The sequence below is a fragment of the Actinomycetota bacterium genome (genome assembly GCA_014360645.1).
Classification (GTDB): domain Bacteria; phylum Actinomycetota; class Geothermincolia; order Geothermincolales; family RBG-13-55-18; genus Solincola_B.
Genome location: JACIXD010000001.1, coordinates 64172 through 77529 on the forward strand (window position 1 = coordinate 64172; position 13358 = coordinate 77529).

13 protein-coding genes are annotated in these 13358 nt (G+C 66.4%); 9 read left to right on the forward strand and 4 right to left on the reverse strand.

Annotated elements, in window-relative coordinates; genetic code table 11:
* Positions 1 to 9 precede the first annotated feature (9 nt).
* Positions 10 to 318, forward strand: a complete 309-nt coding sequence (locus H5T74_00300) for a nucleotidyltransferase domain-containing protein (GenBank protein ID MBC7228820.1) — start codon at positions 10 to 12, stop codon at positions 316 to 318.
* Between the two features lie 153 nt (positions 319 to 471).
* Here H5T74_00300 and H5T74_00305 read toward each other — a convergent pair whose 3' ends face one another.
* From H5T74_00305 to H5T74_00320, 4 genes are all read right to left on the reverse strand, one after another.
* The gene (locus tag H5T74_00305) at positions 472 to 1236 is read right to left on the reverse strand and encodes an acetoacetate decarboxylase family protein (GenBank protein ID MBC7228821.1); all 765 of its coding nucleotides are present in this window, start codon (positions 1234 to 1236) and stop codon (positions 472 to 474) included.
* A 398-nt stretch (positions 1237 to 1634) separates the two neighbouring features.
* On the reverse strand, positions 1635 to 2426 hold the full coding sequence (locus H5T74_00310) for an ABC transporter permease (protein ID MBC7228822.1): 792 nt from the start codon (positions 2424 to 2426) through the stop codon (positions 1635 to 1637).
* Complete coding sequence (locus H5T74_00315; protein MBC7228823.1) at positions 2423 to 3310, reverse strand: ABC transporter ATP-binding protein; 888 nt, start codon at positions 3308 to 3310, stop codon at positions 2423 to 2425. The genes H5T74_00310 and H5T74_00315 overlap by 4 nt, the downstream gene beginning before the upstream one ends.
* Before the next feature lie 360 nt (positions 3311 to 3670).
* Positions 3671 to 4657 carry a DUF128 domain-containing protein gene (locus H5T74_00320; GenBank protein MBC7228824.1) on the reverse strand — a complete coding sequence of 329 codons (987 nt, stop codon included), beginning with the start codon at positions 4655 to 4657 and terminating at the stop codon, positions 3671 to 3673.
* A 235-nt stretch (positions 4658 to 4892) separates the two neighbouring features.
* Here H5T74_00320 and H5T74_00325 point away from each other — a divergent pair, with 235 nt between their 5' ends.
* From H5T74_00325 to H5T74_00360, 8 genes are all read left to right on the forward strand, one after another.
* Positions 4893 to 5330: a 4Fe-4S dicluster domain-containing protein gene (locus tag H5T74_00325; GenBank protein ID MBC7228825.1), complete on the forward strand. Its 438-nt coding sequence runs from the start codon at positions 4893 to 4895 to the stop codon at positions 5328 to 5330.
* Between the two features lie 2 nt (positions 5331 to 5332).
* A complete protein-coding gene (locus H5T74_00330) occupies positions 5333 to 6646 on the forward strand; it encodes an NAD(P)/FAD-dependent oxidoreductase (GenBank protein MBC7228826.1) in 1314 nt (437 codons plus the stop codon).
* 63 nt (positions 6647 to 6709) lie between these two features.
* Complete coding sequence (locus H5T74_00335; GenBank protein MBC7228827.1) at positions 6710 to 7801, forward strand: glutamine amidotransferase family protein; 1092 nt, start codon at positions 6710 to 6712, stop codon at positions 7799 to 7801.
* Positions 7802 to 7817: 16 nt separating this feature from the next.
* The gene (locus tag H5T74_00340) at positions 7818 to 9335 is read left to right on the forward strand and encodes an alpha-hydroxy-acid oxidizing protein (protein MBC7228828.1); all 1518 of its coding nucleotides are present in this window, start codon (positions 7818 to 7820) and stop codon (positions 9333 to 9335) included.
* A gap of 144 nt (positions 9336 to 9479) precedes the next feature.
* Complete coding sequence (locus H5T74_00345) at positions 9480 to 10274, forward strand: hypothetical protein (protein ID MBC7228829.1); 795 nt, start codon at positions 9480 to 9482, stop codon at positions 10272 to 10274.
* Positions 10275 to 10341: 67 nt separating this feature from the next.
* On the forward strand, positions 10342 to 10989 hold the full coding sequence (locus H5T74_00350) for a response regulator transcription factor (protein MBC7228830.1): 648 nt from the start codon (positions 10342 to 10344) through the stop codon (positions 10987 to 10989).
* A gap of 574 nt (positions 10990 to 11563) precedes the next feature.
* Entirely contained in the window at positions 11564 to 12913 is a 1350-nt protein-coding gene (locus H5T74_00355; GenBank protein ID MBC7228831.1) for an ammonium transporter, read from the forward strand.
* A gap of 1 nt (position 12914) precedes the next feature.
* Positions 12915 to 13253, forward strand: a complete 339-nt coding sequence (locus H5T74_00360) for a P-II family nitrogen regulator (protein MBC7228832.1) — start codon at positions 12915 to 12917, stop codon at positions 13251 to 13253.
* Positions 13254 to 13358: the final 105 nt, after the last annotated feature.

Genomic DNA, 13358 nt, shown 5'->3' on the forward strand with positions numbered 1-13358 from the left:
GCTGAAAGAATACCTCGGCGACCTGACGGCCAGGCATCCCAGCCGGAAAGGGTCGCGGTCTTCGGCTCCTTCGCGAGGGGAGACGCGGTGCCGTCAAGCGATGTAGGCCTCCTCCTGGTGCTGGACCGTTCGGAGCTCTCTTTCCTCGACCGCATACCCATTTGCATGCCGTCGCGATTCCGGGTGGGGGTGGATGGCTTTCCCTATACTCGCGGAGAGCTGGAGGACATGCTGGCGGAGGGCAACAGCTTCGTGGCCTCCGCCCTGGAAGAGGGCATGGAACTCTATCGCCGACCGCCGTCCGGAGGGCGGCGTTGAAGGAAGGACCGGCGGCATGCGCTGTCCCTTAGAGCGACACGACGGGTCGTGTCGGGTTGCGGGGATCGCTGCCATTGTCTTCCGGCAGATGGAGAGCGAGTTCCTCGCGCCCTCAGAGGGTGACCGCCGCCGTGGCCACAGGCTTGCTTGAGGTCAGAGAGCCAGGCGCTCCTCGGCCTCGGGGAGGATGAGCTTTCCCTTCGGGACGTACAGGGTCATGACGCTGCGCCCGGGCGCGATCTCGCGGATGCGGCGCGAAAGCTCGTGCTCGCCCAGTACCAGACGCGCGCCGCCGGGGCGGAAGCTGCGGCCCAGTCCGCCGGAGATGCCGCTCGCGGGCGTGCGCAGGAGCTCACGGTCCTTGACCGAGAAGATGGTGTAGTCGAAGTAGGTCTTCATGCGGGCGGCGTTCTTCCTCACCTCCAGGGTCAGTATCTCTTTGCCGCCCTCGGAGAGGGTGCAGGACACCCTGCCGCCGTCTTCCCGGAAGTCTATGTCGGCCAGGAACTTGGGGAACCCCCAGATGTCGATGCCCGCGCGCAGCCCCACCTCCGAGGTCAGCGGCAACTGCCAGATGAACACCTCGAAGGAGAGCGACGCGGCCATGCGCAGCACCGGGAAGAGAGGGGGGTTGAAGCGGGGGCGGTAGCGCACCGGCACCATGATGATGAACTCCCTGTAGGGGCCGATGGTGGTGTCGCGGTAATCCGCCGCCATGAACCCCAACAGGCCTTTGCCGGGATACATCTCCGCGGGCACCAGCTTGGAGGTGGGCAGGAGCTCCTTGAGCTTGAGGGTGGGGGCGGCGAACACGCCCGCCACCGCGAGTAGGTCGCGGTAGAGTATGGGTACATCGCAGGTGCCGCCGGTTATCTCCACCGTCCGCCGGGTGATCCCCTCGAAGAAGCTGCCCTCCATCACGCGCCTCCTTCCGACTTTCCCGTTCTCGTGCCGCCAGCCTTACCCTATTCATGCCCGCTTTACTTGCGGGTTAAACCATCCACCGCGGAGGACCGGCGCCGGAGCACCTGACGCGTCATGCCGCTGGCTCACCGCCCCGCCGGCTGACTCCACCCGGCCGGTTTCGCCCTGCTTCCGCCCGTAACCCCTCTACAGTATTTTGCCGGGGATAAGGCCGATAGATCGCAAGTACTACGTTGAGCCAGCACAAGAACCAGCATCGTCATACCACACCTGGAGAATAAACCGATAGATCGCATGTGCTACGTCGGCCCGGCTTATGCCAGGTGTTCAGTTGCTTGGCAACATTTCAAATCGTGGCAACGGGGTCGGGAATCCTAATTGTCGCCGATCACTCAGTATTTTACCAGGGAGCCGGTGCGGCGGGCGTGGCGCACCGCGAGGCCGAAGAGCGCCAGGCTCAAGGGGATCAGCGCGGCGGCGATGGCCGCCAGAGCAAGGGTCTCGCGCCACAGCGAGGCCAGCCCCGCGCCCTTGAGCAGAGCGGAACGGATGCCGTCCAGCGACCAGGTCATAGGCAGGAGGCGGGAGAAGAACTGCATCCAGCCCGGCAGCACGGAGTAGGGGAAGAACACCCCGCCCAGCAGGATGGAGAGGCTGCTCACCGCCCAGTTGATGGGGTCGCCGCGCTTGAAGACGATGATGAAGGCGGCGGATATGATCCCCAGCGCGGCGTAGGAGGCGACGGTCAGCGCCAGGAGGAGGAGGGCGGCGGGCAGGTTGGCCCCGGCGTAGGACACGCCGAAGGCCGCCCCCAGGAGGAGGTACGCGAGCACGCTGATCGAGGTGAGCAGGAAACGCCACAGCGCGGAGGAGAGAACGATGGTGGTGAGCGAGGTGGGGGTGGCCATCATCGCCTCCAGGGTCCCCATCATCTGTTCCTCGCGCACGCTCTCGGCGAAGGAACCCAGCCCGGCCCGCAGGTACATAGCCATGGCCATCCCCACCAGCGCGAAGGAGAAGTAATCGTCGGCGGTTCCGCTCACGTAGGAGGGGTCCACGATCCTCCCCGCGAAGTAGAAGATGGTCACCGAGAAGACCATCCCCGCCAGAGAGAGGAGGAAATTGAAGCGGTAGCTGGTCTCTATGAGGAAGTCGCGCTTGAGGAAGGCGAGGGCTTTCCTCATCCCCCCGCCTCCTTTCCCGACCGCTCCTCCTCGCCCGCGCCGCCTCCGGGCATGGCCCCCTCCCTCCGCACCAGCTCCACGAAGATGTCTCCAAGTCCGGCGCCCCTGCCCAGCAGGGCCTCCCCGCGCCGCAGGAGTCCCTCAAGGGAGCCGAGGAAGAGCAGGCGCCCGCGGTGCAGGATGGCCGCCTCGTCGCAGAGCCGCTCCGCCTCCCCCATGTCCTGGGTGGCCAGGAGGACCGTCTTGTCCCGCGCGGCCACCAGCTCCCCGCGGATAAAGTCCTGCAGGGGGTAGGCGGCGTCGGGCGACAGGGAGCGGGTGGGCTCGTCCATGAGCAGCACCTGGGGGTCGTGCAGCAGGGCCCTGGCCACGGCGGCCTTCTGGCGCATGCCCGCGGAGTAGTCGGAGAAAGGGACGTCCAGGTATTCGCGCATGTCCAGGATCCCCGCCAGCTCATCGATGCGGCGAGCGGCGGACGACGGGTCCATGCCGTGCAGGGCGGCGAAGAACTCCAGGTTGCGGCGGCCGGAGAGGCGCCAGTAGAAGCTGCGCTCCTCGCTCAGGACCATGCCCATGCGCGAGCGCGCGACGCGGCCCTGCCGGAGGGGGTCCATCCCCAGGACACGCGCCGAACCGGAGGTGGGGTAGAGGAGCCCGTAGACGATCTTGATCAAGGTGGTCTTGCCGGCCCCGTTGGTCCCCAATAGGCCGAAGACGGAGCCCGGTCGCACCCCGAAGCTCACCCCGTCCAGGGCCCGGATCTTCCCCTGCCTCCAGGAGGGGAGAAAGAAGGAACGCGCGCCGCGCGACGGGCGCGGGTAGTCCTTCACCACGTCATCGACGACGAGCGCGAAGCTCTCGCCCCTATACCCTTCCTCCAACATGCCGCCTTTCTCCGGTCCTCCATGCTCCCGGGACCTCATCATCTATATCTACCACGCGGGCGCCCGTTGACCTCCCGCCGTCCGGGAGGCCCCGGGGACGACGTCCGCAGTCCGGGGATACGTACGACCTTTGTCGCGCTCGATTGGATGAGATGCCCGCGTGGTGGCGAGAACGGGACGCCGCATAACCCCGGTCACCTCCTGCGTGGCCGTACCCTTGAGCGGCGGTCGCGCGTCTCGCCCGGTGACGGGGGACCGCCCGGTCCCGCCGCCGGGCGCCCGGGCCCAGGGCGGAGGCGGCTTCGGGCTAACGTCTCCGCTCAGCCGGGAGGATCCCGCCGGCCGCCGGGCACCGGGGGCTTACCTGAATCGGGTGAGGGAGGCGTAGTCGACCAGGGCGGCCATGGCGCGGGAGGTGGTGTCCACGCCCATCTCCTCCGCGGCGGCGGGCGGGTTGAGCCCGCCCGCGACCACCATGCCCACGCGGTCCCTCCCCGCGGGCACCTCCATGAGGGGCTGTCCGGGACGGCCCAGCAGCACCATCTCCCCCAGGCGGGCGGACTTCATCGCTTCCAGCACATCGAGGGACGCGCCCAGCGCGGAGGCGGGGATGAGGCGGAAGGAGGCGCAGATGCGGCCCGTGCCCGACCTTGCCGCCGCGTGCACGCTGGTCATCCTGCCCTTGATGAAGATCTCGATGGGATCGAGGGTCGATCCCGCGTAACTGATGATCTCGGTGAAGCGCCGGGGCTTCCCCCCCGCCAGCTCCAGCAGGCCGCCGAAGCTCGATTCCACCGGGATGCCGTGGCGCAGGAAAACGGCGTTGAGGGTTACGCTGCACACCGTCCCCCAGGCCGCCATTCCCGCCGGGACCTCCACCCCGTCCACGTGCTCGCCGGGGCCGGCGCGCAGGACGAGGTCCGAGAGGCAGAAGCCGGCCTTGAAGGCCGGGCGCATGGCCTCCACCGCCTTTTTCTCCTGCGACAGGGGGAAGAAGGAGAGGTTGACCACCAGCCTGCCGCGCAGCGAGTTCAGGTCGAAATCCGCCCGGCAGGCCAGGTCGTCGATGCGCGTGTTGACGAAGCCGACGCGGTCCACGGCCAGCGCGCTCTCCAGCTCCTGGCGCCCGCGTTCGGTGAGCACGCGCCCGCTCCTCCCCACCAGACTGGTGAAGCCCCGCCCGTCGAGGTGCAGGAGGTGGTAGCGCACCGTCCTCTCGTTGAGATCCACCCCCCGCAGGGCCAGCTCGCGGGAGATGGCCCTGGCCCCCAGCGGCTCCCGCGCCTCCTGCAGGACCTCCAGGATGGCCAGGGTCTTTCTTTCCAGGGAAACGTTTTCCACACCCATACGGCAATAATTCTCCTATTATCTCGTTGACAATATAGCATTATTCGTATTAAATAGGCAATAGGTTACCGTTTACCTACGAAGATGATGTTGAAGGAGAGATGCGCCAGGCTCGCGGGGCAACGGCTATCCGGGACAGTTATCGTATCCGGAACAGATATCTATATGTCAAGTCGCCCTCATGAGCTAGAATAATCCCCGTCCGGTTGATTTGAGAGAGGATAAGGAGAACCCCTTGATCAGGATCGTGCCGCGCGAGGAGTACTGCATCGGGTGCCGCCTGTGCGAGATCCACTGCATCGTGCAGCACTCCAGGAGCAAGAACATCATCAAGGCTTTCAAGAGCGAGAGGAGGCCGGTGAAGCGGGTTGAGGTGGAGGAGGAGGGCCACGTCTCCTTCGCCCTGCAGTGCCGGCACTGCGATGAGGCTCCCTGCGTCACCGCATGCCTCTCGGGGGCCATGCAGAAAGACCCCCGGACGGGGGCGGTGGTCAACGACCCGGAGCGCTGCGTGGGGTGCTGGACCTGCATCCTGGTTTGCCCCTTCGGCGCGGTGCGCCGGGACGAGGCGGAACACAAGGCGGTGGGGAAGTGCGACCTCTGTCCGGACCTCGAGGTCCCGGCCTGCGTGGCCAACTGCCCCAACGAGGCCCTGCTCATGGTGGAGGAATGAACATGGCGGCGACCTACGATTACGCCATCGTCGGCAATTCGGCCGCGGCTATCAACGCCTGCGAGGCCATACGCGGGGTGGACCGGGAGGGGTCCATCATACTCTTCGGCGAGGAGAAGTACCGCTGCTATTCGCGCCCCCTTATCTCCTACCTGGTGGCGGGGCAGATAGAGAGCAGGGGGATGTATTACCGCCCTTCCGGATTTTACCGCTCCATGGGTGTGGAGTTCCGCAAGGGCACCAGGGTGGAGGAGGTGCACGCCGCCCGAAAGACCCTGACCACGGACGGGAAAGAGAAGGTCAAATGGCGCCGACTGCTCCTGGCCACCGGCTTCAAGCCCTTCATCCCTCCCGTCCCCGGGCTGGAGGAGATCGACTACCTGACCTTCGTCTCCTGGGACGACGCCAGGCGCATGCTGGCGAGGACGGCCAGGCCCGCCCGCGTGCTCATCGTGGGCGCGGGGCTCATCGGCATGAAGGCGGCGGAGGCCGCGCGAGCCCGCGGGGCCGCGGTGACGGTGGTGGAGAAGATGGAGCGGGTGCTCCCGCAGGCCCTCGACGCCGAGGCCTCGCGCATGGTCTGGGAGAGGTGCCGGGAGGCGGGCATCGACATCGTCACCGGGCAGGGGGTGGCGGAGCTCGAGTCCCGGGGCAACGGAAAGGGCAGGGCCGTCCTCGAGGACGGCGGGGAGATGGACTTCGACCTCCTGGTGATGGCCGTGGGGGTGAGGCCGCGCGTGGAGCTCGCCGAGGGAGCGGGACTGGACTGCTCCCGCGGCATCGAGGTGGACGGACACCAGCGCACCTCCCTGGAAGGGGTGTACGCCGCGGGCGATGCTGTCAACGCGATGGACGTGGTGCTGGGAAGGCCTTCCATCAACGCCCTGTGGCCGGTGGCCGCCCTGCAGGGGAAGTACGCGGGCCTGAACATGGCGGGCAAGGAGGTACCCTACCCGGGGTGCAACTCCATGAATGCGGTGGAGTTCTTCGGCCTGCCCGTGCTCTCCGCGGGCATCGTCAACCCTCCCGACGACGGCTACGAGGTCATATCGCGCCGATCCGACGCGGGGGACTACCGCAAGGTGGTCCTGCGGGGAGAGGTGCTGGTGGGCATGCTGGTGGCGGGGAGGATAGAGCGCGCGGGCATCCTGACCAGCCTCATCCAGGAGCGGGCCAACGTGCGCCGGGTCAAGAACTTCCTTCTGGAGGAGGCCTTCGGGCATATACACCTGCCGCGCTCGGTACGGCAGGAACGCATAACGGAAACGGCGGCCGGGATCATGAAGGCCGAGGCCGCGAGGGACAAGGGGGTATGAGGAGTGCTCAGGGGCGCACGGATAAAGGACGACAAGGACTTCGCGGGCTGCTCGATATTCGGGATGATGAACCTGCGGGGCGAGAAGTTCAACGGGGAGCCCATGCTCACGGCCATCGCCAACATGAAGGAGCGCAGCAACGGCCTGGGCGGCGGCTTCGCGGCCTATGGCATCTATCCCCAGTACGCCGACCTCTACTGTTTCCAGCTCATGTACGACGACCAGGCAGCGCGGGAGGAGACCGAGGGGTACCTCAAGGAGTCCTTCTCCGTGGAGGGGGCGGAGGTCATCCCCACCAGGAGCTGCGAGGGCGTTTCCGACCCCCCGCTGCTGTGGCGCTATTTCCTGCAGCCGCGGGAGGCCGTGGCCTGCGAGCTGGAGGACGTGGACGACTTCGTGGTCCAGGCGGTAATGCACATCAACGTGCGCATCGACGGCGCCTTCGTCTTCTCCAGCGGCAAGGACATGGGCGTCTTCAAGGGAGTGGGCTTCCCCGAGGACGTGGGGCGTTTCTTCCGCCTCGACGAGTACGAGGGCTACATCTGGGTGGCCCACGGGAGGTTCCCCACCAACACCCAGGCGTGGTGGGGGGGCGCGCACCCCTTCAACATCCTGGACTGGTCGGTGGTGCACAACGGGGAGATATCCTCCTACGGCATCAACATGCGCCACCTGGAGATGTACGGTTACAAGTGCACCCTCTTCACCGATACGGAGGTCATCGCCTACGCCGTGGACCTGCTGGTACGCCGGCACGGTCTGTCCATAGAGGACATGTCGAGGGTGCTTGCGGCGCCCCTGTGGTCGGAGATAGACCGCATGCCGCCGCGGGAAAGGGAGGTGCACACGGCGCTGCGCCAGTCATACGGGTCGCTCCTGCTCAACGGGCCCTTCAGCATCATCATCTCCAACCGCGAGCAGATGATCGGGCTTACCGACCGCATCCGCCTGCGGCCGCTGGTGGCGGGGCGCAACGGCGACTTCATGTACATCTCCTCCGAGGAGGCCCCCATGCACCTGGTGGACGACACCCTGCGAGACACCTGGATACCGCACGGCGGGGAGCCGGTGGTGGCGGAGCTGATCAAGCCCGCCGCTGCGGAGGAGAAGGAGGAGGGCAAGGTCTTGAGTATCAGCGGGGCGGAACCGGCCTGAGGACCGCCCGGGGAGGATGGCGTTGAAGAGCTATATCTTACCGCAATACCTGGTGGAGAGGGACGATTACCGCTGCATCCGTTGCGAGGTCTGCGCGCGGCAGTGTGCCTTCGACGTGCACTGGTACGACGAGGAGGAGGACGCGGTCTTCGCCGACGAGAGCAGGTGCGTGGGCTGCCTGCGCTGCGCCACCCTCTGCCCCACCAACGCCCTGGTGGTGCGGCACAACCCCACCCAGATACCCCCCAACGCCAACTGGACCAGGGACGTGCTGCACAACATCTACAAGCAGGCGGAGACGGGAGGCGTCCTGCTCACCGGCATGGGCTGCGACAAGGGCTATCCCATCTACTGGGACCGCATCGTGCTCGACGCCAGCCAGGTCACCAACCCCTCCATCGATCCCCTGCGCGAGCCCATGGAGCTGCGCACCTACCTGGGGGCTAAGCCCGACGTGGTCAAGGTGGGGAAGAAGGGAGGGAAGCCCTCCCTGGAGACGAGACTCACCCCGCAGTTGCGCCTGGAGACCCCCATCATGTTCTCGGCCATCTCCTACGGGGCCATCAGCTACAACGCCTGCGAGTCGCTGGCGCGCGCGGCGGCTGAGATGGGCACCTACTACAACACCGGCGAGGGAGGGTTGCACCGCAATCTCTACAAATACGGGGACCACACCATCTGCCAGGTGGCCTCGGGGCGCTTCGGGGTGCATGCCGATTACCTCGAGGTGGCAGCGGCTCTGGAGATAAAGATAGGGCAGGGAGCCAAGCCCGGCATCGGGGGACATCTCCCGGGGGAGAAGGTGAGCGCGGAGATATCGCGCACGCGCATGATCCCCAAGGGCACAGACGCCATCTCGCCCGCGCCTCACCACGACATCTATTCCATCGAGGACCTGGCCCAGCTCATCTATGCACTGAAGGAGGCCACCCACTGGGAGAAGCCGGTGTCGGTGAAGATCGCCGCCGTGCACAACTCCGCCGCCATCGCCTCGGGCATCGTGCGGGCGGGAGCGGATATCGTGGCCCTGGACGGCATCCGGGGGGGCACGGGAGCGGCGCCCACCATGATCCGCGACAACGTGGGCATCCCCATAGAGCTGGCCCTGGCCGCGGTGGACACCCGCCTGCGCGAGGAGGGCATCCGCAACCGCGCCAGCGTGGTGGTGGCGGGCGGCATCCGCAGCTCGTCCGACGTCATCAAGGCCATCGCCCTGGGGGCGGACGCGGTCTACATCGGCACCGCCGCCCTGGTGGCCATGGGCTGCCACGTGTGCCAGAAATGCTATACAGGCAAGTGCAACTGGGGCATCGCCACCCAGGACCCCTACCTATCCAAGCGCCTCAATCCCGAGGTGGGCGCCCGGCGCCTGGTCAACCTGCTCACCGGCTGGTCCCACGAGATCATGGAGATGCTGGGAGGCATGGGCATCAACGCCATCGAGAGCCTGCGCGGGAACCGCCTGCGCCTCCGGGGAGTCGGCCTGACGCAGGAGGAACTGGATATCCTGGGCATAAAGCATGCCGGGATCTGACCCCGGCCTGGAGGCGTAGGGACGCGAGCGGAACGGAGAGGGTTTGACAGAGGTATAGAATAGAGGAAAAGGGAAAGAAAACCGGGTGGAGAAGAAAATCATCAGATTGTAAAAGGTGCCGCGGACGAAGAGGGTGATGAGTACATGAAGATCGAGGTCGACCACCATGCCGGACTGCCGGGCGTCTTCACGCGCCAGAACGGCAAGGTGAAGATCAACGCCGGCACGCTCCATTACCGCGAGCTCAACAACATGGTGAAGGGGGCGGCCGCCGAAGGACTGGAGGAGATAGAGCTGGAGAACGTCTACGGCCAGCGCTATATCGGCTCGGGGATCCGCAGGCCGGTGCGCATCATCATCCACGGCGTGCCGGGGAACGACCTCGGAGCCTTCATGGACGGGCCGCGTATCACCGTTGACCGCAACGCCCAGGACGGGGTGGGCAACACCATGAACAACGGCATCATCGTGGTGCACGGCCGTGCCGGGGACATCGTGGCCATGGGCATGCGGGGCGGCAAGATCTTCATCCGCGACGGCGTGGGCTACCGCGCCGCCATCCATATGAAGGAATACCGCAAGCACGTGCCCGTGCTGGTGATCGGTGGCGAGACCCAGGACTTCCTGGGGGAGTACATGGCCGGCGGACTGGTGGTGGTGTTGGGTCTGGGCAAAAAAGGTAAGAGGCTCTCCGCGCGGCACATCGGCACCGGAATGCACGGCGGCCTCATCTTCCTGCGCGGCGAGGTGGAGGAACACCAGCTGGGCAAGGAGGCGGCGGCGGAGCCCGCCACGGCTTCCGACCTGGAGCTCATCCGTCCCCACGTGGAGGAATACACGGGCTATTTCGGGGGCAACGTGGAGGAGATCCTGGACTCCGGTTTTATCAAGCTCTACGCCAGGTCTCACCGCCCCTTCGGGGGCCTTTACGCTTATTGATTGCGCGCCTGGAAGGGCGTGCGGCCCGGCCGGCACGCGCCGGCTTTTTTACTTGAAGAGGGCGATGATGGTCTTTCTGGTCTGCGAGGATTCCCGGGAGGTCTTTTTTCGGGACGTGCTGGAAAGGGACTTCGAGCTGAGCAGGCTCGAATCTCCCGCGCTCCTGCGTCCCGCGAAAGGCGACGTGGTGCTGCTGGACCTCGCGCCCGAACGCGGCGACTGGCGGACCCGCCTGGAGGAGGCGCGCCGCTGCGCGGGGGAGGAGGCGCGGCTGGTAGCGGTGCTCAGCTTCGAGCAGATACGCGCCCTCGAACGTCGCGCTCCGCTGGACGACTTCATCTCCGAGGGCTCCACGGGGGTGGAGATGCGGGCGCGCCTGCGCCGCCAGGCGGCTGAGGAGCGGGGAGCTGAGGTCGCGCGGGCCGGTCTGGAGATAGACGCCGACCGCTACGAGGTGAGGGTGGACGGTGTCCCGGTGGAGTTGACCTTCAAGGAGTTCGAGCTCCTGCGCTTCCTCGCCTCGCGCCCGGGCAAGGTGTTCACGCGGGAGATGCTGCTGGAGCAGGTCTGGGGCTACGATTACTTCGGCGGCTCGCGCACCGTGGACGTGCACGTGCGGCGCATCCGCGCCAAGATAGAGCGCGAGGGGCACACCTACATCCGCACCGTGCGCGGCGTGGGCTACATCTTCGAGCATCATCCTCCCTCCCCCTGATGCGCTTCCGCGCCGCGGCCGGGCATCCACTAGGAGCAAGATGCGGCCCTCGTGCTCCAACCCGCCGTGCATCTCCTCGCACGGATCGCCCCATCTCCGGTGCTCCGCTGCCGCGCCGGCGACGTAGTTTCCTGCCGACGCATGAACGCTGGCCGGGCATACTCTGCCGTGTGCCGCGATCCACGTCCAAGGGGCAGATAGAATATTATTCCATTTCTGCCGCAACTATGAAGCGGCGTGTTTATTACGCCGCCGGCAGGCTGCTCTCCTGGACGCAGGCGGTGGAGAGGTCGGCGTCTCGGGACGCATAAAAGGAGGCGCGCACCCCTGCCGGCGAAAGCGGTCCGTGCACGCCGCGACTGCCGTTAACACACCGGAAACAGGCCTTTAAAGGACTTTTAACCCCGAGGCAACAGCGTGGAAACGGCGCCTTCTTAGACTTGAGGCATGAAAGTGCGATGTGAGCGTGAAAGGAAGGTGAGTCGGGTTGTGGAGAGCAAGGACGATTCCGGTGGCGGGGACGGCGCGACGGAGGGGGGTGAGGCGCTTGAGGCGTACGGTATTGGTGTTGCTGATGCTGGCGGTCCTCCTCGCAGCCGCTGCGGCGCCGGCCTTCGCGGACGAGGGCGGTGAGGCCAAGACGCCGCAGAGCATCGAGACTTCCCTGGACACGGTCTGGGTACTGGTGGCCGCGGCACTGGTCTTCTTCATGCAGGCCGGCTTCTTCTTCCTGGAGGGCGGCCTCACCAGGGCGAAGAACGTCTCCAACGCCATGCTCAAGGGGGTCATGGACTTCTGTCTGGGGGCGCTGGTCTACTGGGCTATAGGCTTCGCCCTCATGTTCGGCCTCGACCGCGGTGGCTTCATCGGGTCGGGGGGTTTCTTCGCCAACCTGGCCAACCCGGAGTGGAACGGGCTTCCCCTCTACGCCTTCCTGCTCTTCCAGATCGCCTTCGCAGGCGCGGCGGCGACCATCCTGGCCGGGGCGGTGGCGGAGCGCGTGAAGTTCTCCGCCTACTGCATCGCCACCGTGTTCATCACCGGTTTCATCTACCCCGTGGTGGGCCACTGGATATGGGCCGAGGGAGGGTGGCTCTATCGGCTGGGCATGCTGGATTTCGCCGGCTCCACGGTGGTACACACCGTGGGCGGGATCTGTGCCCTGGTGGGGGCTTGGATCGTCGGCCCCAGGGCGGGGAAGTATAACCCCGACGGGACCCCCAACGCCATCCCGGGGCACAACATCCCCATGGCGGCGCTGGGGACCTTCATCCTCTGGATGGGCTGGTACGGCTTCAACCCGGGCAGCACCCTCGCGGCCTCCCCGGCCATAGCCACCATCGCCATGACCACCACCCTGGCGGCCTCCGCGGGGGCCGCGGCGGCCATGTTCCTGACCTGGATCCGCTACGGCAAGCCCGACGTCAGCATGTCCTTCAACGGCGCCCTGGCGGGGCTGGTGGCCATCACCGCCGGCTGCGCCTACGTGAGCATGGCCAGCTCGGTGATCATCGGGCTGGTGGCGGGAATACTGGTGGTGTTCGCCGTCGAGCTCGTCGACCGCGGGTTGAGGGTGGACGACCCGGTAGGCGCCATATCGGTGCACGCCGTCAACGGCATCTGGGGGACGGTAGCGGTGGGCCTCTTCGCCCAGGCCTCCTACGGAGAGGCCAACGGGGTGGCCGCAGTGAACGGCCTTTTCTACGGCGGCGGCGCGGCTCAGCTGGGCAAGCAGCTCGTGGGCATCGTCTCCGTGGCCGCCTGGGTGGCCGTCACCGCCGCGCTGCTCTTTTTCGCGCTCAAGAAGACCATCGGCGTCAGGGTGGACGAGGAGGGCCAGAAGGCCGGCCTGGATATCACCGAGCACAACCTGGAGGCCTATCCCGACTTCCAGCACGCGATCACGGACAAGGGGGTGATCTAGGATGAAAAAGGTGGAGGCGCTCATACGCCCGGAAAGGCTGGAGCCGGTGATGGAGGAGCTGCGCGGCCTGGGATACCCCGGGGTGACCATCACCGAGGTCAAGGGCCACGGCAAACAGAAGGGCATCACCCACATGTGGAGGGGCGCGGAGTACCGCGTGGAGTTCCTGCCCAAGATAAAGCTGGAGGTGGTGGTCCTGGACGAGGACCTGAGAAAGGTGTTGGCGGCGGTGACACGGTCGGCGCGTACCGGCTCCATCGGCGACGGCAAGATCTTCGTCTACGAGGTGGAGGATGCCGTGCGCATCCGCACCGGGGAGTCCGGCTTCAACGCCATATAGGACGTCTCCCGGAGCTGGAAGCGTTTATCACGGGGCTTGCCGATTCGGGCGCACGGGCGCGGGGCGCGGGAGTGCGGGAGCCCCTCCCCTCCCCGGAGGGTCTCG